At 68.9% G+C, this 18,280-nt stretch carries 15 protein-coding genes, 4 tRNA genes and 1 riboswitch; of the genes, 8 read left to right on the top strand and 11 right to left on the bottom strand.

Annotated features, from left to right (window positions below; genetic code table 11):
- The first annotated feature begins 21 nt into the window (after nucleotides 1-21).
- A complete protein-coding gene (locus ACIBO2_RS58620) occupies nucleotides 22-894 on the top strand; it encodes a DMT family transporter (protein WP_397305341.1) in 873 nt (290 codons plus the stop codon).
- A gap of 3 nt (nucleotides 895-897) precedes the next feature.
- Here the strand turns inward: ACIBO2_RS58620 and ACIBO2_RS58615 are convergent, their stop codons facing one another.
- From ACIBO2_RS58615 to ACIBO2_RS58575, 9 genes are all read right to left on the bottom strand, one after another.
- The gene (locus ACIBO2_RS58615) at nucleotides 898-1,983 is read right to left on the bottom strand and encodes a mechanosensitive ion channel domain-containing protein (protein ID WP_358558045.1); all 1,086 of its coding nucleotides are present in this window, start codon (nucleotides 1,981-1,983) and stop codon (nucleotides 898-900) included.
- 12 nt (nucleotides 1,984-1,995) lie between these two features.
- Entirely contained in the window at nucleotides 1,996-2,991 is a 996-nt protein-coding gene (locus ACIBO2_RS58610) for a ribonucleotide-diphosphate reductase subunit beta (protein ID WP_358558042.1), read from the bottom strand.
- Nucleotides 2,992-3,016: 25 nt separating this feature from the next.
- A complete protein-coding gene (locus ACIBO2_RS58605; protein ID WP_397305340.1) occupies nucleotides 3,017-5,311 on the bottom strand; it encodes a ribonucleoside-diphosphate reductase subunit alpha in 2,295 nt (764 codons plus the stop codon).
- Between the two features lie 127 nt (nucleotides 5,312-5,438).
- A riboswitch (cobalamin riboswitch) is annotated at nucleotides 5,439-5,633 on the bottom strand.
- A gap of 4 nt (nucleotides 5,634-5,637) precedes the next feature.
- Nucleotides 5,638-6,603 carry a tripartite tricarboxylate transporter substrate-binding protein gene (locus tag ACIBO2_RS58600; RefSeq protein WP_358558036.1) on the bottom strand — a complete coding sequence of 322 codons (966 nt, stop codon included), beginning with the start codon at nucleotides 6,601-6,603 and terminating at the stop codon, nucleotides 5,638-5,640.
- 105 nt (nucleotides 6,604-6,708) lie between these two features.
- A complete protein-coding gene (locus ACIBO2_RS58595; protein WP_358558033.1) occupies nucleotides 6,709-7,476 on the bottom strand; it encodes an SAM-dependent methyltransferase in 768 nt (255 codons plus the stop codon).
- Nucleotides 7,477-7,549: 73 nt separating this feature from the next.
- Nucleotides 7,550-9,370 carry a glutamine--fructose-6-phosphate transaminase (isomerizing) gene (glmS, locus tag ACIBO2_RS58590; RefSeq protein WP_357643043.1) on the bottom strand — a complete coding sequence of 607 codons (1,821 nt, stop codon included), beginning with the start codon at nucleotides 9,368-9,370 and terminating at the stop codon, nucleotides 7,550-7,552.
- A 48-nt stretch (nucleotides 9,371-9,418) separates the two neighbouring features.
- Nucleotides 9,419-9,694 carry a hypothetical protein gene (locus ACIBO2_RS58585; protein WP_225289808.1) on the bottom strand — a complete coding sequence of 92 codons (276 nt, stop codon included), beginning with the start codon at nucleotides 9,692-9,694 and terminating at the stop codon, nucleotides 9,419-9,421.
- A gap of 68 nt (nucleotides 9,695-9,762) precedes the next feature.
- On the bottom strand, nucleotides 9,763-10,503 hold the full coding sequence (locus ACIBO2_RS58580; protein ID WP_397305339.1) for an ABC transporter permease: 741 nt from the start codon (nucleotides 10,501-10,503) through the stop codon (nucleotides 9,763-9,765).
- Nucleotides 10,493-11,299 carry an ABC transporter ATP-binding protein gene (locus tag ACIBO2_RS58575; protein WP_397305338.1) on the bottom strand — a complete coding sequence of 269 codons (807 nt, stop codon included), beginning with the start codon at nucleotides 11,297-11,299 and terminating at the stop codon, nucleotides 10,493-10,495. The genes ACIBO2_RS58580 and ACIBO2_RS58575 overlap by 11 nt, the downstream gene beginning before the upstream one ends.
- Before the next feature lie 57 nt (nucleotides 11,300-11,356).
- Here ACIBO2_RS58575 and ACIBO2_RS58570 point away from each other — a divergent pair, with 57 nt between their 5' ends.
- The 6 genes from ACIBO2_RS58570 (at nucleotide 11,357) to ACIBO2_RS58545 (ending at nucleotide 15,309) form a co-directional block, all read left to right on the top strand.
- Nucleotides 11,357-11,971, top strand: a complete 615-nt coding sequence (locus ACIBO2_RS58570; protein ID WP_358558024.1) for a TetR/AcrR family transcriptional regulator — start codon at nucleotides 11,357-11,359, stop codon at nucleotides 11,969-11,971.
- Between the two features lie 74 nt (nucleotides 11,972-12,045).
- Complete coding sequence (locus ACIBO2_RS58565; protein WP_397305337.1) at nucleotides 12,046-14,793, top strand: N-acetylmuramoyl-L-alanine amidase; 2,748 nt, start codon at nucleotides 12,046-12,048, stop codon at nucleotides 14,791-14,793.
- Nucleotides 14,794-14,927: 134 nt separating this feature from the next.
- A tRNA-Gly gene (locus tag ACIBO2_RS58560) sits at nucleotides 14,928-14,999 on the top strand.
- Between the two features lie 16 nt (nucleotides 15,000-15,015).
- Nucleotides 15,016-15,086 (top strand) — tRNA-Cys (locus ACIBO2_RS58555).
- A gap of 54 nt (nucleotides 15,087-15,140) precedes the next feature.
- Nucleotides 15,141-15,212 (top strand) — tRNA-Gly (locus ACIBO2_RS58550).
- A gap of 22 nt (nucleotides 15,213-15,234) precedes the next feature.
- Nucleotides 15,235-15,309, top strand: a tRNA-Val gene (locus ACIBO2_RS58545).
- A gap of 191 nt (nucleotides 15,310-15,500) precedes the next feature.
- Here ACIBO2_RS58545 and ACIBO2_RS58540 read toward each other — a convergent pair.
- Both ACIBO2_RS58540 and ACIBO2_RS58535 read right to left on the bottom strand, forming a co-directional pair.
- Nucleotides 15,501-15,689 (bottom strand): hypothetical protein, encoded by a 189-nt coding sequence (locus ACIBO2_RS58540; RefSeq protein ID WP_358558019.1) that lies wholly within the window; start codon nucleotides 15,687-15,689, stop codon nucleotides 15,501-15,503.
- 55 nt (nucleotides 15,690-15,744) lie between these two features.
- On the bottom strand, nucleotides 15,745-16,818 hold the full coding sequence (locus tag ACIBO2_RS58535) for a medium chain dehydrogenase/reductase family protein (RefSeq protein WP_397305336.1): 1,074 nt from the start codon (nucleotides 16,816-16,818) through the stop codon (nucleotides 15,745-15,747).
- A gap of 397 nt (nucleotides 16,819-17,215) precedes the next feature.
- Here ACIBO2_RS58535 and ACIBO2_RS58530 point away from each other — a divergent pair, with 397 nt between their 5' ends.
- Nucleotides 17,216-17,899, top strand: coding sequence for a TetR/AcrR family transcriptional regulator (locus ACIBO2_RS58530; protein ID WP_397305335.1), 684 nt, complete (start codon nucleotides 17,216-17,218; stop codon nucleotides 17,897-17,899).
- Nucleotides 17,900-18,280: the final 381 nt, after the last annotated feature.

Below are 18,280 nucleotides of genomic sequence, written 5' to 3'. Positions count from 1 at the left end.
AGGGGTTATGGAGGGTGTGCCGTGGCGGTCAGCGTTATGGAGACCAGGAGCAAGGCGCCGGCCCTCATGCCGTCCCTGTTCGTGGTGATGTGGAGCAGTGCCTTCATCGCGGGGGTGATCGGCGTCGGGTCGGCGCCGCCGCTGCTGCTGACGTTCGCCAGGTTCGCGCTGGCGGGGCTGTTGCTCGGCGCGTTCGCGCTGGTCGTGCGGGCGCCGTGGCCGCGCGGCCGGCGGCTGGCGCACGTGGTGGTGTCCGGGGTCCTAGTCCAGGCGGTGCAGTTCGGCGCGTTCTACTCCGCGATCGGCCTGCACGTGCCCGCCGCGGTCGTGGCGTTGGTCCAGGGTCTCAACCCGGTGGTGATCGCGCTCGTGGCAGGGCGACTGCTGGGCGAGCGGGTGAGCCCGCGCCAGTGGGTGGGCTTCGGGCTCGGCGCGGCCGGGGTGGGGCTGGCGGTGGCGGACCGGTTGAGCTTCTCGCTGGCCGGGGTGGCGTTCTGCGTGGTCGGGCTGCTGGGGTTGAGCCTGGGCACGATCTACCAGAAGCGGTTCGCCGCGGACATGGACGTGCGGACGGGCACCGCGACGCAGTTCCTGGTCGGCGCGCCGCTGGTGGGGCTGGCCTCGCTGGCGTTCGAGACGCCGCGGGTGACGGACTGGGGCGCCTTCTCCGGCGCCGTGGGCTGGCTGGTGCTGGTCAACTCGATCGGCGCGTTCCTGCTGCTCAACACGATGCTGAAGAACGCGCCCGCGAGCCGGGTGAGCACGATGTTCTTCCTCACCCCGTCGGTCACCGCGGTGATGGCGTGGCTCCTCGTCGGGCAGTCGCTGCACCCGCTGGCCGTCGCGGGCCTGCTGGTCGGCGGCGCCGGAGTGCTGCTGGCCAACCGGCGCTGAGCCTCAGCCCGGCAGGGAGCTGGTCCACGGCACCCCCGCGCGGGTCTCCGGGGTCTCGATGCGGAAGCGGGGCAGGGACTCGGGGAAGTTCTCCCTGATGTAGGTCACGAGATGTTCGCGTACGTCGCACTTGAGGTCCCAGGCGGAGGGCGAGTCGGCTGCGCTCATCAGCGCCCGCAGCTCGACCAGCCCGTTCGGCAGCACGTCGGTGACCTGGAGCGTCCAGTCCTTCTGATCCCACAGGGGGCTCTCCTGGATGAACCGGTAGAGCTCTTCGCGCAGCTTGCCGATCGGTATCGACCAGTCGACGCGCAGGAACACCACGGCGAGGACCTGGCTGCCGTGCCTGGTCCAGTTCTCGAACGGGTTCTGGGTGAAGTAGGACACGGGCAGGACCAGACGCCGCTCGTCCCACAGGCGTACCACCACGTAGGTGAGCGTGAGCTCCTCGATCCGGCCCCACTCGTCGTTGACCACGACCACGTCGTCGAGGCGGAGCGCGTCGCTGAAGGCGAGCTGGAGCCCGGCCAGCATGTTGCCGATGGTGGGCTGGGCGGCGATACCGACGATGGCGCCGGCGATGCCCGCCGAGGCGAGCAGCCCGGCGCCCAGGGCGCGGACCTGCGGGAAGGAGAAGAGCATGGTGCCGATCGCCAGGACGACGATGGTCACGGCGGCGACGCGGCGGACCAGCCCGATCTGGGTCATGATCCGCCGTGCCCGGCGATTGCGCTCCCCCTTGACGAGGACCAGCCGGTCCAGGACGACGTCGGTGAGGGCATAACTGGCCTGCACGATCAGCCAGGTGACGCAGGCGATGGTGACCAGGCCGAGCACGCGGTCGATCGTGCCGCCGAGCTCGCGTTGGCGGACGCTCTCGCCGATCATCCCCGGCGAGAACACCAGGTTGGTGGCCACCACGACCCCCACCGAGTACGCCGCCCAGGTGCAGTGCTCCACCAGGTGCCGGGCGAGCGCCCATTTGCGGCCCGCCCTGACCAGCAGCCTCCTGACCACCTCCACCACGAGAATGGCGCCCGCCACCGAGATGGCGAGAATGAGCCAGTCGGTCGGCGACTGCACGTTCATGCCCCCTATGTCTTAAAAGGTCTCGTCAAATGTCACATTGCCCTCAACAGCCACTTGGTATGCGGAGACACGCCGTTCGAAGAAGTTGGCCAGCTCCTGGACGTCCTGCAGCTCCATGAACCCGAACGGATTGGCCGTGCCGTATCTCTGCGGCATCCCGAGCCGAGCCAGCCGCTGGTCGGCGACATATTGAAGGTAGTCGCGCATCTGCTCGACGCTCATGCCGGGCATGCCGTCGCCGCACAGATCGCGGGCGAAGGCCAACTCGGCGGCGACGGCCTCCTCGATCATGCGGGTGACCTGCTCCCCCAGCTTGTCGTCGAACAGCTCGGGCTCCTCGGCCCGCACGGTGTCGACGACGCTGAAGGCGAACTCCATGTGCATGGACTCATCACGGAACACCCAGTTGGTGCCGGTGGCCAGCCCGCCGAGCAGGCCCCGAGACCGGAACCAGTATACGTAGGCGAACGCTCCGTAGAAGAAGAGCCCTTCGATGCAGGCGGCGAAGCAGATCAGGTTGAGCAGGAACTGCCGCCGCTCGTCCGCGTTCTCCAGCTGCCGCAGGCCGTTGATCGAGTCGATCCACCGGAAGCAGAAGTCCGCCTTGTCCCTGATGGACGGGATGTGCTCGACGGCGGCGAACGCCTTGACCCGTTCCTCCAGGTCAGGCAGGTACGTGTCGAGCAGCGTCAGGTAGAACTGCACGTGCACGGCCTCCTCGAACAGCTGCCTGCTGAGGTACAGGCGCGCTTCGGGGGCGTTGACGTGCTGATAGAGGTTGAGCACGAGGTTGTTGGCCACGATGGAGTCGCCGGTGGCGAAGAAGGCGACCAGCCGGTTGATCAGGTGGCGTTCCTGCGGCGTCATCCTGGCCAGGTCGGCGAGGTCGGAGTGCAGGTCCACCTCCTCGACGGTCCAGGTGTTGCGGATCGCGGCGCGATAGCGCTCGTAGAAGTCCGGGTAACGCATGGGACGCAGGGTCAGGTCCATGCCGGGGTCGAGCAGCATTGGGGGTCTCCGTTCGAGGGGGCTGCTACTGGCAGGCTTCGCAGGTTTCCGGGTTCTCCAGGGAGCAGGCGACGGCGTCGAGCGCGATCGTCGTCTGCGCGGTCGTGGTCTGGGCGATCGTCGTCTGGGCGATCCGGGTGGCCGGGCGCGAGCGCAGGTAGTAGGTGGTCTTCAGGCCCTGCTTCCAGGCATAGGCGTACATCGACGACAGCTTGCCGATCGTCGGGCTGGCCATGAACAGGTTGAGCGACTGCGACTGGTCGATGTACGGCTGACGTGCCGCGGCCAGGTCGATGAGCGCCTTCTGCGGCAGCTCCCAGGCCGTCCGGTACAAGGTCTTGAGGTCGTCGGGGATGCCCGCGATCTCCTGGACCGAGCCGTCCGCCCGCTTGAGGTCGTCGCGCATCCGCTGCGTCCACAGCCTGCGAGCCTGCAGGTCGGCCACCAGGTAGCGGTTGACCTGGAGGAACTCCCCCGACAGCGTCTCGCGCTTGAACACGTTGGACACCTGTGGCTCGATGCACTCGTAGCACCCGGCGATGGAGGCGATGGTCGCGGTCGGGGCGATGGCGACCATCAGCGAGTTGCGCAGCCCGGTCGTGGCGATCTTCGCGCGCAGCTCGGCCCAGCGCGGCGACGCGGCGGCGCCGTAGTGGTCGGGGTGCAGGACGCCGCCCGCCGCCCTGGTCTCCTCGTACGACGGATGCCGGCCGCGCTCGACGGCCAGGTCGGCGGAGGTGTCGTAGGCGGCCAGGGCGATCTCCTCGGCGACGCGGGTCGACAGCCCCAGCGCCTCGGGCGAGTCGAACGGCAGCCGGAGCGCGAAGAAGACGTCGGCCAGGCCCATCACGCCGAGCCCGATCGGCCGCCAGCGCTTGTTGGCCGCCTCGGCCTCAGTGGTCGGGTAGAAGCCCAGGTCGATGGTCCGGTCCAGGAAACGTACGGCCGTACGGACGGTCGTGCGCAGCCGGGCCCAGTCGACGCCTTCGCCGGTCAGGTGGGCGGCGAGGTTGATCGAGCCGAGGTTGCATACCGCCGTCTCGCCGTCGCTGGTGACCTCGAGGATCTCGGTGCACAGGTTGGACAGGTGGATGACGTTCTCGGGCCGGGCCGTCTGGTTGGAGGTGCGGTTGGCGGCGTCCTTGAACGTCATCCAGCCGTTGCCGGTCTGGGCGAGGGTGCGCATCATCCGGCCGTAGAGGGTCCGGGCGGGCAGTTGCCGGGTGTAGCGGCCGTCGGCCTCGTAGGCGCGGTAGGCGCGGGTGAACGCCTCGCCGTACAGGTCGGTGAGGTCGGGGACCTCCTTGGGGTCGAACAGCGACCAGACCTCGTCGGCCTCCACCCGCCGCATGAACTCGTCCGGCACCCAGTTGGCCAGGTTGAGGTTGTGCGTACGCCGGGCGTCCTCGCCCGTGTTGTCGCGCAGCTCCAGGAACTCCTCGATATCGGCGTGCCAGGTCTCCAGGTAGACACAGGCCGCGCCCTTGCGGCGACCGCCCTGGTTGACGGCGGCGACGGAGGAGTCGAGCGTACGCAGCCAGGGCACGATGCCGTTGGAGTGCCCGTTGGTGCCCTTGATGAGGGATCCACGCGAGCGCACCCGGGTCCACGCGATGCCGATGCCCCCGGCGTACTTCGACAGCCTGGCCACCTGCCCGTAGCGGTCGTAGATCGACTCCAGCTCGTCGCGCGGCGAGTCGAGCAGGAAGCACGACGACAGCTGCGGCCGGCGCGAACCGGAGTTGAACAGCGTCGGTGAGCTCGGCAGGTACGACAGTGTGGACATGAGGCCGTACAGCTCGGCGGCCTCGGCGACCGTCTCCGACAGCCCGCAGGCCACGCGGAGCAGGAAGTGCTGCGGCCGTTCGAGCACGGTCCGCGACCGCGGGTGCCGCAGCAGGTAGCGGTCGTAGACCGTACGCAACCCGAAGTACTCGAAGCGGTCGTCCGCGTCGCCGGAGACGAGCGCGTCGAGCTCGGCGGCGTGCGCGCCGACGAAGGCGGCGAGCGAGTCCTGGATCAGCCCGGCGGCGTGGCTGGCGGCGATGGACTCGGAAAAGGTCCGCACGCCGTGCCCGGCCGCCTCGTCGGCGATCTCCTCGGCCAGGAGCCGGGCGGCGATCCGGGAGTTGGCCGGATCGGTGATCACCCGGGCGGCGGCCTCCTCGATCGCCAGCCGCCGATCGGCGCTTTTGGCGGTGGCCGACTGCCGATCGACCGTCGCCGACTGCCGGCCGACGGTGGCCGGCTGCTGGTCGACCGTGGCCGGCTGGTGATCGACCGTGGCCGGCTGGTGATCGGCCTCAATGATCTGCGTCACGTGCTCTCTCCTCGCGAGCTCATCCCCGTGAGGGCGCGTGAGAGCACGACGGCCCCTGGACTCCCCGGCCGCCGACGCCCCCGGCCCTCCCTCGAGGCCATGGACACTTCGATGGGCAGAGCCGGCTGGCTCCCCCAACGTCACCGGCAGGTCTTCGGGCTCGCGGGCATGGTCGATAGTTCCTACTGGCCGTCGCTTCCCGGAAAGGTCCAGTGCTCGTGACGGCGGTCGTTCCCGCTCACCGCTGCGGGGCAGCCCCGGAATCGCACCGGGTTCCCTTTTGCTCCGCCCCGAGGGGCGAACCAGCGACGAGCAGAATCCTACATCTAGTGGCCCTTGGCGCAACTACCCCAGCATGTTGTGTCAGCGGTGTCGAGCATGCCCAGATCGCGGAGCACGGCCCTGGTCCTGCCGATCTCCGAGGCCAGCCATTGTTCGAAGTCGTCGCCGCTGAGCGGGATCGAGGTCCATCCCTCCGCCCGGCAGGCCGCCCGCCAGGAGGCGGACTCCGTGACCTCGTCGCAGAGCCGGATGGCGACGGCCTTGCCGTCCTCGGACATCCCCTCGGGCCCCACGGCCGCGCACCAGTCGGCGAAGTCGACCCGCACGCCGCACTCCAGCAGGCTCGGCGCCTCCACGCCGTCCACCCGGCGCGCGCTGGAGACGGCCAGCACCCTGACCTGGCCCTTGCCGATGGCACGGCGCCAGTCCGCGAGCGTGCCGGTCGCCGCGGCGGCCTTGCCACCGAGAAGCGCGGCCGCGGCCTCCACGCTGCCGGGAAAGCCGGTGTAGTCGACCTGCCGGGTGTCGGCGCCGAGGCCCTTGGCGATCAGCCCGAACAGCAGGTGGTCGGGCTCGCCCTGCGGTCCGCCCGTCAGCGGTGTGCGGTCGGGGTGGGCCACCAGCTGCGCGCCGAACTGGTCGAAGGTGGTGAACTTGGAGTGAGCGGGCACCACCACCACCTCGATCTGGCCGGTGAGCCGGGCCAGCGGCGTGGCGGTGTCGAGCAGCGACAGCCCGTTGTTGAGCTCGGTCGCGGCCAGCGCGGGCAACCCGGTGACGGTGATCCGGGTGACGGGCGGCGTGCCGGAGACCGGGAAACCGGCGTCGCGGGCGGTTTTGACGAGCGCCTTGGCGACGCGGGCCCAGCGTCCGGCGCCGGGGACGATCGCGAACCGGCCCGAGAGGCCGGCCGCGTTGACGGCGCGTCCGCCGAGGCTCCCCTCCGTGCCACATCCTGTCGCGCAGGCCGCCACCGCCAGGCCGAGCGCGAAGAACCCCCGTCGGCGCATGGCGTCCTCCCCTCGCACCCCATAACTACCCCAGGTCACTGACACTTAACGCACTGTTACACATCAGGGTTGTCATTATCAGGGATCACGAAAAGTCGGGAAGAACTATGAAGTTTTCTCGCCCACACCGACGAGCAGGTACGACGGCAGCGAGGGCTCGCTGACCAGCCTGGGCCGATCGGGACGCCAGTCGGGGGCGTGCACCAGGCCCGGCTCGACCAGCTCGAAGTCCCCGAAGAACGCCCGGATCTCCCTCGGCGTCCGGTCGGTGCCGGCCCCTGCCGACGTGGGCCGGTGGAGGGGCGTGGCGCCCTCGTCGAACCGTCCCCGCGAGGTCGCGTGGGTGAGCACCAGGTAGCTGCCGGGCGCCACCGCCTCGCGCAGCCTGGTCACCATCTTGCCCGGGTCGCGGGCGTCCGGGATGAAGTGCAGGATCGAGACCAGCAGCACGCCCACCGGCTCGTTCATGTCCAGGAAGCGGGACGCCTGCGCCAGCACCTCGTCGGGGTCGAGCAGATCGGCCTGGACGAAGACGGCCCGGCCCGCCCCCTCCAGCAACGCCCTGGCGTGGGTGGCGACGACCGGGTCGCGATCGACGTAGACGACTTTCGCCTCCGGCGCCACCTCGTGCACGTTGCCCTGGGTCGGCAGCCCGCTGCCCAGATCGAGGAACTGGCGGACGCCCGCGCCCGCCAGGTGGCGGACCGCGCGCTGGAGGAAGGCCCGGTTGGCACGCGCCAGCAGGACGGCTTGCGGGATCAGCGCCGCAAGCCGGTCGATCGCCTCGCGGTCGACGGCGTAGTTGTCTGTGCCGCCGAGCATGTAATCGTACATTCGTGCGAGATTTGGCGGTTGGCCATGAAACTCGGGCACAGTTTCGATCTTAAGTCCTGCCGGTCCACTTATCGCGGGCTATGTGCCTATTGTGGCCGCCGTGTCGAAGCAGTTACTCGACTGTGACGCTCTTAGCCAAGTTGCGTGGCTTATCCACATCGCGCTCGAGCGCCACGGCGGCGTGGTAGGCCAGCAGCTGCAGCGGGATCGTGAGCAGGATCGGGTCCAGCTCGATCTCGTTCTTCGGCACCACGATGACGTCATCGGCCAGCTTGGCGTCGGGTTCGCGGTGGCCCACCATGAGCACCTTGCCGCCGCGGGCGCGGATCTCGCCGAGCGTGGTGAGGTTCTTGTCGAGCAGTTCGTCGTCGGGGACGATCGCCACCGTCGGCATCTCGGGGCCGATGAGCGCGAGCGGCCCGTGCTTGAGCTCGCTGGCCGGATAGGCCTCGGCGTGGACGTACGAGATCTCCTTGAGCTTCTGCGCGCCTTCGCGGGCCACCGGATAACCGCGGACCCGGCCGACGAACATCATGCTCGGATAGTTCGCGTACTTCTTCGCCAGCTCGGCGATCTTGTCGCCCTGCGCCAGGATCTCCTCGATCTGGCCGGGCAGCCTGCGCAGGCCCTCGCAGACGCGGCGGCCGTCGGCGGGCGAGAGGTCGTGCACCCGGCCGAAGTGCAGCGCGAGCAGCGCGAACGCCAGCGACGTCGAGGTGAACGCCTTGGTCGAGGCGACCGAGACCTCGGGCCCGGCGTGCAGGTAGACGCCGCCGTCGACCTCGCGGGCGATGGCGCTGCCAACCGCGTTGACGATGCCGATGACCCGGCCGCCCTTGCGCTTGAGCTCCTGTACGGCCGCGAGCGTGTCGTAGGTCTCGCCCGACTGGCTGATCGCGACGTAGAGCGTGTCGGGGTCGACGACCGGGTTGCGGTAGCGGAACTCGCTGGCCGGCTCGGCGTCGGCCGGGATACGGGCCAGCTCCTCGATGAGCTGCGCGCCGATCTGGCCCGAGTAGTAGGCGGAGCCACAGCCGATGATCTTCACCCGGCGGAAGGAGCGGGTCTCGCGGGCGTCCATGTTCAGGCCGCCCAGGTGGGCGATGTGGAAGCGCTCGTCGAGGCGGCCGCTCATGGTGCGCGAGACCGTGTCGGGCTGCTCGGAGATCTCCTTGAGCAGGTAGTGCTCGTAGCCGCCGGTGTCGTAGTGCCCGGCGTCCCAGTCGACGGTCAGCGGCTCCTTGGCGGTCTCGCGCGCGTCGCTGGCGAAGGTGTGGAACCCGTCGGCCTTGAGCACGGCCAGCTCGCCGTCCTCCAGGTGCACGACCTGGCGGGTGTAGCGGACGAGCGCGGCCACGTCGGAGGCGGCGAACATCTCCTTCTCGCCGATGCCGAGCACGATCGGGCTGCCGTTGCGGGCCACGACCACCTCGCCGGGCCGCTCACCGTCGACGACCGCGATGCCGTACGTGCCGACGATGCTCTTGAGCGCCTTGCGTACGGCCTCCTCCAGCGTGTCGGTCTCCTCGACCGTACGGGCGATCAGGTGCGCGAGGACCTCGGTGTCGGTCTCGGAGACGAACTCCGCCCCGTCGGCGGTCAGCTTGGCGCGCAGTTCGTCGGCGTTCTCGATGATGCCGTTGTGCACGACCGCGATCCGCTCATCGGACGACAGGTGCGGGTGCGCGTTGACGTCGCTGGGCACGCCGTGCGTGGCCCACCGCGTGTGACCGATGCCGAGGGCGCCCTTGAACCTGGGGGGTACGACCTTCGCCAGGTCGGCGACCCGGCCTTTGACCTTGCGTACCTTGAGCCCCTTGTTGGACACGACGACGCCGGCCGAGTCATAGCCTCGGTACTCCAGCCGTTGCAGCCCCTCCAGCAGGATGGGCGCCGCATCCTTCGACCCGACATAGGCCACGATTCCGCACATACGACGCTCTCCTCTGCTCTTGGGGCTTTTCTTAGCTTTTGTCCGCTTTTATCCGTACACGATCCTGCGCAGTTGCCGGAGCGACAGCTCCGGCGGCGCCACCCGGCGCCCGCGCAGTTCCGCGGCGACCCTGGGGAAGATCTCGTCGTTGGTCAGACCGCGAGACTTCAGCTCCCCGTGACGCCGCCGTACGAACTCCTCGACCGGCTCGGAGAAGTACGACAGCACGTCGGCCACCACGCGCGCCGCCTCACCGGGACCGAGACCACTGGTCCTGACGAGGTGGGCGACGAGGTCTTCGTAGGGATGCCGTGCCAGGGACACAGACGAGGACACTACGCAGCTGGGATGCGACACGCTAATATTCTGCCCGAAATCGGGCAGGATATTAGCTAAAGCACGGTCGACCGACCCCATCCCTTACCGAGACGGCGGCAGGCGAAGGCTCCGGCCGCCGCACCGAGGGCGATGAGGACGGCCGCGGGGCCCACCGTGGCGGCCATGTCGCCGCGCACGGCGGCCTGCAGCATGGTCGTCGCCCAGTAGCCCGGGGAGACGGGCGCGATGGCCTGCGCCCATGACGGCATCAGCGCGTACGGCACCAGCGCCCCGCCCAGCGCGCTGACCGACAGGGCGCCGATGTTGCAGAGCGTGCTGAGCTCGCCATGGCTGCGTACCACCGCGGCGAGCGCCGTACCCACGCCGAGCAGGACGAAGCACCACGCGGCGACGGCCAGCCCGAGCGGCCAGAGCGGCCCTGCGGGCCGCATGCCCACCGCGAGGACCCCATAGACCAGCAGGACAACCTGCTGGACGGCCAGGATGGCGAAGACCGGCAGGGTCTTGCCGATGATCAGCTCAGGCAGGCGCGCCTGAGTCGCCCTGATCCGATCCCAGGTGTGCCAGACGCGCTCGGTCAGCACGGCGGTGGCCACATCGGCCATCGACAGCACCGAGAACATCACCAGCAGCCCGGTCACCACCTGCGCGGGCTGGCCGAGCATGGACTTGAAGACCAGCATGAGCACCATCGGCATCACCAGGTAGCTGACCAGGTGAGCGGGGTCGCGCCTGCGCAGCAGCACGTTGTGCCCGACCAGCACCGCGATGCGATGGAGCGAGTCACGCGACATGGGCCAGCTCCTTGTAGAGGTCGTCGAGCGACGGCTGGCGGATGTCGATGCCGCGTACCGGCCGGTCGAGGCCGCGCAGCAGCTCGGCGAGCGTGGCCGTCGGGTCGGCCGTGGTGACGGCCAGCTCCTCGTCGTTGTCGAGGATCACCCGCACCTCACCCGGCAGGCCCTTGAGCAGCTCCTCGCCGGTGCCTCTGGCGATCACCCTGCCGCTCTTCGCGACCGCGATCGTGGCGGCCAACTCGGTCAGTTCGGGCAGGTAGTGGGTGGCGTACACGACCGTGGCGCCGCACTCGGCCCGGCGGCGGACGGCCGCGAGCAGGGCGGCTCGCGTCTCGGGGTCGGCGCCGACCGTCGGCTCGTCGAGCAGCAGGACGGCGGGGTCGGCGACCAGCGCGGTGGCGGCCTGGGTGCGGCGCTGCTGGCCGCCGGACAGTACGCTCACCCGCCGGTCGAGCTCGTTCGTCAGCAGCATCTCCTCGGCGATCCGGTCGATGGCCCGCTTGAGCGCCTGGCGGCGCAGCCCGGCCAGGCCGCCGAAGAAACGCAGAGTCTCACGGACGGTGACGCTCGGGTAGAGCGCGAGCTGCTGCGGCGCGACGCCCAGCCGCCCGTCGATCACCACATTTCCCGACTCGGGAGCGATGAGCCCCGAGGCGATCTCGAAGAAGGTCGTCTTGCCGGCGCCGTTGTGCCCGACCAGCCCTGCGATCTCTCCCGGCGCCACTTCCAGGCAGAAGCCGTCCAGCGCGGCCACCCCATTGAAGCTCTTGACCAGTCCCGTCACCTTGAGCATGTCTCCCGCTCCTCATCGGTCTACCTTGTAGACTGCTCTACACCGTAGACTGAGGCAGTGCGGAAACTCAAGACCGAGCGGCAACCGGAGATCCTCGACGCCGCCCTCGCGATCGCCGACGAACGCGGACTCGACGCCCTGACCATGCGAGCGGTCGCCGAACGCATCGGCCTGACACCCATGGCCCTTTACGGATATTTCCGCAACAAGGATGAACTGCTGGACGGGCTCGTCGGCCGCCTGCTGACAACCCTTCCGGAGAGCCCGCCCGGAGATCCGTGGGATCAGCGACTGAGCGCGTTCGCCTGGGCCACCAGGAGGCTGGCCAGGGAGCATCCCAGCGTCTTCCCGCTGCTGTTCGCCCGGCCGTCGGTCACGCCCGACGCGGTGCGGGTGGTGGACTGGATCTACCAGGCACTGATCGACGCGGGGGTGCCCGACGCGGAGGTGCCGCGGATCGAGCGCATGGTCAGCACGTTCGTGCTCGGCTTCGCGACGTCCGAGGCGAACGGGCGCTTCTCGGCGGCCGGTCACGACGTCCGCTCACGCCGGGCCCGGGGCGACTTCCCCGCGCATCAGCGACTGATGCCCTACCTCGACGCGCCGGCCGACCTTGACGCGGAATTCGCCGCCGACCTCGCAGACCTCGTCCGCGCCATCCGCCCCGCCTGACCCATCTCTTTCGGCGACATGGTTACGCTCGGTGTTTTCACCGTCGCATTCTGTTCCGCCGTGTGGGGGTCCTCATGTTGCTGTGGGTCGTCGTCGGTCTCACCGCGTCCACCGTCGCCATGCCCGGACTGCCCGTACTGCCAGACCTGCCGGACCTGGGCGGCGTGGGGCATCGGACTGACGCGAGCCGCCAGGGCGATTTCGCGGCGGCGGCGCGGGAGTTCGGGGTGCCGGAGAGCGTGCTGCTGGGTGTGTCGTACCTGGAGTCCAGGTGGAACGCGAACAGCGGAGCACCTAGCGTGGCCGGCGGCTACGGCCCCATGCACCTCGTGGACACGCCGGGCGCAGCCGGAAGTACCCGCCTCGTGGAGGCGCCGGGCGCTCCTGGAAGCGTGCATGACGGGCCGTCCGCCCGGGAGGCGACGCTGTGGCTCGCGGAGCGCCTCACCGGACTGGCGTCCGCGCGACTGCGCGCCGATCCCGCCGCCAACATCCGCGGCGGTGCCGCCCTGCTCGCGTCCTACCAGCGACGCCCCAGCGCGAACCCCGCCGACTGGTACGACGCGGTCGCCCGCTACTCGGGCGCGCACGACCCGAACGCGGCCCGCGCCTTCGCCGACGAGGTGTTCGCGGTGATCCGCGCCGGAGCCGCCCGCCGCACAGACGACGGCCAGCCGGTACGACTGGCAGCCATCCCCACCCTCCGCCCACCGACCCATCTCCACCCACCCGGCCGCCTCACCTCAACTGCTCGCCTCCACCCAGTAACCGACCCCCACCCAGCGGCCAAGCACCACCCACCAACCCGCCCCAGCCCCGCCACTCACCTCCACCCAGCCACTCACCTCCACCCAGCCACTCACCTCCACCCAACCGCTCACCTCCACCTACCAGCCCGCCTCGGCCCACCAGCCCGCCTCGGCCCAGCAACCCGACTCACGCCAGCAGCCCCCCTTCGCCCAGCGGCCCGCCTCAGCGCTCTGTCGGGTCTAACCACGCTCGGCCCCAGCGCAACCCATGTGACAGCAGCACGTGTCGCGAGCGGACACCCCTCAACCTCACCGAAGACCGCTGGAGGCTCCTCGGCGTCATCCGAAATCACCGACGCCCACTACCCACCCCCATTCCCAATCCCGGCCCCGCTCCCGGCCCCGCTCCCGGCCCCGGCCCTGACCTCGGCCCCGGCCACGGCCCCGGCCACGACCGACGTGGCACAACCCCAGCCCAACGTGGCACAACCTGTCGTCGACCAAGCGCAACCTGCGACCCCAGGAGACCAACCGCCGGCACCTGGAACGGGCACGAGCCATCCGGCACTCCCAGCCCCGAACACGGCGAACGTCGAATGCCCTGCCTCACTGGCCTGCGAGTGGATGCCCGCCGCCTACAAACGCACCGGCAAGGGCGACTACGGCAACCACGACACCCTGAACGGGCCGAGACGCATCGACTACATCGTGATCCACGACACCGAGGGCACCTACGAAGGCGTCCCGTCGATGGTTAGCGACCCGGAATACGTGAGCTGGCACTACACGATCCGCTCCAGCGACGGACATGTCGCCCAGCACGTACGTACAAAGGACATCGCCTGGCATGCGGGCAACTGGGATATCAACTCCCGCTCCATCGGCATCGAACACGAGGGCTACCTGGCCAGCGGCGGCACCTGGTACACGGAGGCGATGTACCGTTCGTCAGCCAAACTGGTGAAATATCTGGCCGCCAAACACCACATCCCCCTCGACCGCGCCCACATCCTCGGCCACGACAACGTCCCTGGCCCGAGCCCCGAAACGCTCCCGTCCATGCATGAGGACCCGGGACCGTACTGGGACTGGGCACACTATTTCGACCTGATGGGCAGCCCACTCCAAAAGGCCAGGAAGGGCACATCAATCATCATCCGCCCCACCTACGAAACCAACCAACCGCATTTCACCGGCTGCACCGCCAAGCCCACCGGAACAACCGGAACCAGCCGAACCACTGGAACCACCGGAACCACCAGAACCACCGGAACCACCGGAACCACCGAGGACAACGAGGACAACGAGGCAGCAGAGCCCGCCAATACCACCAAGTCTGTCAACCCCACCGAACCTGCCAAGTCCACCAAGCCCACCGAGCCGGTCAAGTCCGCTAAGCCCACCAAATCCGCCAAAACCACCGGGTCCTGTTCCCCGCACGGCGCCTCAGCGGTCTTTCTGCGAACAGAACCGCGCGAGGACGCCCCCCTCGTGGACGACATCGGCAAACGCGTCGGCAAGCCCAGCACGTACAGCGTCTACGACCACAGCGCCCGCGCCTCGGCCGGCCAGCGATACGCGGTGGCGGCCCGGAAGGGTGACTGGACGGCAATCTGGTATCTGGGCGGCAAGGCCTGGTTCTACAACCCCGCCGCCGCCCCCACCGCCATCCCGGCGCGAGGCCCGCTCGTCACCCCCCGCGGGAAACACGTCAGGGTGTACGGCCGCGCCTACCCCGAAAAATCCGCCTACCGCAGCACCGTCGCCTACCAGCCCTCAACCCCGCTCGACTACGTCATGCACCCCGGCCAGTACTACTCGCTCGGCCTCACGCTGCCCGGCTCGTACCACGCGACGAACTCCTTCAACCCGGCCAACCACGTCACCGTCACGGGCAAGGACCGCTACCACCAGATCCAGTTCGGCCACCGCGTCATGTTCGTCATGGCCAAGGACGTCCGTGTGACCCACCGAACCCCACCCATCCACGTGACCCACCGACCCCCACCCGCCCGCGTAGCCCACCGCCCCTCACCCGCCCATGCAACTCGCCGAACTCCACCCACCACATAACCCACCAGACCTCACCCACCAAACCCCACCCGTCACGTGACCCGCTGAATCTCGCCCCCACACCCGCTCACCGCACACGGGCACTCCCCGAAGGCGATATGGTTTTCCCGTGGCCGGTACGTCGCCGGAAACACGCGGAAGTGGCTCAGTGGTAGAGCATCACCTTGCCAAGGTGAGGGTCGCGGGTTCGAATCCCGTCTTCCGCTCGGAGTTCAATCTCCTGGTGGAGTGGCCGAGAGGCGAGGCAGCGGCCTGCAAAGCCGTCTACACGGGTTCAAATCCCGTCTCCACCTCGGTCGCTGGACAGCGGACCCTCCCGGGTCCGCTAAAGTTAAGTGTGGCACCACGCGGAAGTGGCTCAGTGGTAGAGCATCACCTTGCCAAGGTGAGGGTCGCGGGTTCGAATCCCGTCTTCCGCTCGGAGTTCAAGTAACTCGATAAGGACGATTAGCTCAGCGGGAGAGCGCTTCCCTGACACGGAAGAGGTCACTGGTTCAATCCCAGTATCGTCCACCAGGCTCCACAACAGTTCGGGTTCGACTTGAGTTAAGCCCTAGATCACGGCACATGCCGGGATTCTGGGGCTTCTTGTCGTTCCGGGTCGATCATGGCTGCTATCAGCACCGGCGGCGATGGGGTGCCGTCGGCCACGCGTGAGACTCGATCACAGGTATCGACGCTGATCCCCCGAGGGTTCGGACCGGCCGCTATCTGCTCCGGTCGCCGAGGATCGCCGGAGCAGCAGCGGCTGGGGTGACATGCAGAAGATAGCCGCCGAAACCGAGCTGCCACCGCATGAAGGCGTACACGGCGACACGTTCGGCGATTTCCGGCGGCATCATCCCGAAAGTCGCCAGCCAGATCAGCGCGGCCGCGATTCCCACGATGCCCAGCACGACACCGCCGGCGCCGACCACCGCCGGAGCAGCCTTCGCCGCTACCGGCTGACGCTCAGGGAACGAGGATGATCTTGCCGAGTGCGGTGCGGTTGGCGGACTCGGACAGCTCCATGGCGGCGGCCACCTCGGTGAGCGGGAAACGAGCGGCGATCTTGGCGGTGAGCCTGCCGTCGCGCAGCAGCCCGAAGACGTGCGAGAGATCGGTACGCGTGCGGGCCAGGAACGCCTCGCGCTTGGCCGAGCCAGGCTTGCCGGCGCCCGCCCAGATGTCGTAAAAGCTCGCGTGCCTGCCAGTGGGCAGGTAGTTCCAGAACGCGAGCTTGCTCAGCAGCACCAGGAAGCTGAGCAACACGGGACTCTTGTCGTCAAGTTTGCTCGCGATGCTGTACGAGACGAGCGTCCCTGTGTGGCTGAGCAGCCGGTACGAAAGGTCGACGCTCGCGCCGCCGAGGTGGTCGAACACAGCGTCCACGCCGCCGGGGGCCAGCTTCCGCACTCTGGCCGCCAGGTCGGGGTCGCGATAGTCGATCGGCTCCGCCCCCAGCGCCTTGAGCGCCTCGTGATGCCGCGGACTGGCCGTGCCGATCACCCGAGCGCCCGCCTGCCGGGCGAGTTGCACCAGGATGCTGCCCACACCGCCACTGGCACCCAGCACGAGCACCGTCTGCCCAGCCCGTACCTTCGCCCGGCCATGCAGCATCTGGTAGGCCGTTATCCCGTTGACGACCAGCGTCTCGGCCTCGTCGGCGGCGATTCCGTCGGGCACCTCGACCAGTTCGGCAGCCGCCAGCAGGACAACTGTGGCCCAGGCGCCGGTCTTGGTCAGCGCGGCGACCCGCCGGCCGACCAGCGCGGGATCCACGCCAGGCCCGGCGGATTCGACGATGCCGACGAGATCGTAACCGGGCACGAACGGGAACTTGGGCTGGCCGTAGTAGCGGCCCCGGCGCATCGCGCTCTCGGCGAACGACACGGCGGTCGACTCGACGCGCACCATGACTTGACCGGCTGCGGGCTGCGGCAGCACCCGCTGGACCAGCCGCAGTCCCGACGCTTCGACCTTGCCCGGCAGGACCACCTCGGTGGTGGTCACCGTCGCCTCGGCGGCTGGGTTCGTCCCTGTCATAGTCGGCTCCTGGGTTCGCAATCATGCATCGCACAGTTAATGACCGTAACTATGCACCTGTGCGTCGAACTGCGTCAACCAATAACTAGCGAGGCGCCCGTGGCCGCGTTCGGCGCCCGACCAGACCCGACGGAGCGGCCCGAGCGCGCGATGGAAGACAAGCGCGATGGAAGACAAGGCCCTCCAGAGCTCATGGCGAGGACCTCCGTGCCGTTGGCGGCGCCGATCCTGGCGACCCCGGAAGGCAGTCTGTACCGCCGCGCCCACCGCCCGGCGCGCGTACCGCCACGGCGGGCGTGACCATGCGTAAATTCCGTTATTCTCCGTTGCAAGCATGCCTATCCATCAGCAATCGCACGGTCGTTACACTGCGATGATGAGTAACGAGCCGCAGGCGATGAATCGGCGTGAACGACTGCGAACACAGACGCTCCAGGAGATCAGGGACGCCTCGTTCGAGATCATCGACGCGGACGGCATACACGCGCTCTCGATCGCAGCGCTGGCACGAAGCATGGGAATGTCCGCGCCCGCGGTCTACCGCTATTTCCCGTCGCGCGACGCGCTGATGGCGCACCTGACAACCCTGGCATACGAGCAACTGCTGGCGGCGATGAGTCAGGCCGTGGCCGGCGGCAGACGGGCGCCACACACGCGGGTGCGGCTACTGGTCGCCGCATACCGAGACTGGGCGCTGCGACACCCACGGCGTTACGGGATGCTGTTCGGCGAGCGGACCGCCGACCTGCCCGGCGAGGCCGGCACCCGGACCCCGCTGGATCACGCGATGGCGCTGCTCATCGACCTGCTGGTCGCCACGGCGGGCAGCTCACCGACGGAGAGCGCCGACGGCGACCAAACCCTGGACGGGCAGCTACGGTCATGGGCCCGTATACAGGGACGGCCGGACATCAGTCCCCGCGTCGCCAGTGCCGCCATCCTCATCTGGACCCGAGTCCACGGGATCGTGAGCCTCGAACTCACCGGAATGCTCGACAACCACCCCCTCGACGCCCAGCGGCTGATCCGCCTCGAGATCGACGGCGCCCTCCAGCAACTGGCCCCAACGGGAGTCGCGTAAGAGCCTGCGGCCCGTTTCTCAGGCCGGACCCGGTCCAGCGCGCCCGCGTCGAAGAGATCCGGGCCAACCTCCTCGCCCGCATCGCTGAGGCCGAGCGCGAAGGCTGGCTCGGCGAGGTCGAAGGGCTGAAGGTCAGCCTGGCTGGCGCCGAGGATCCGCCGATTCGATCGGGGCCACGGGCGACGTGCGGCCGTGGGCCTTGGCATCCCCACCACGCGTGGTGATCGATGAGCCCGCCAAGGTGGGCTGGGGCGTGGCCGTCAACCGAGATCGAGAACAAGTTCAAGAAGTGTGCGTCAAACGCCCTTCAGAACACGATCAAGTGCCGCCCGGCCCGCAGGTCCCCAGTGCGGCTTCCCGCCGGGAAGTCCCCGATCTCCG

This window comes from Nonomuraea sp. NPDC050022 (genome assembly GCF_044460705.1).
Taxonomy (GTDB): domain Bacteria; phylum Actinomycetota; class Actinomycetes; order Streptosporangiales; family Streptosporangiaceae; genus Nonomuraea.
This window is presented reverse-complemented; position numbering and strand designations above follow the sequence as displayed.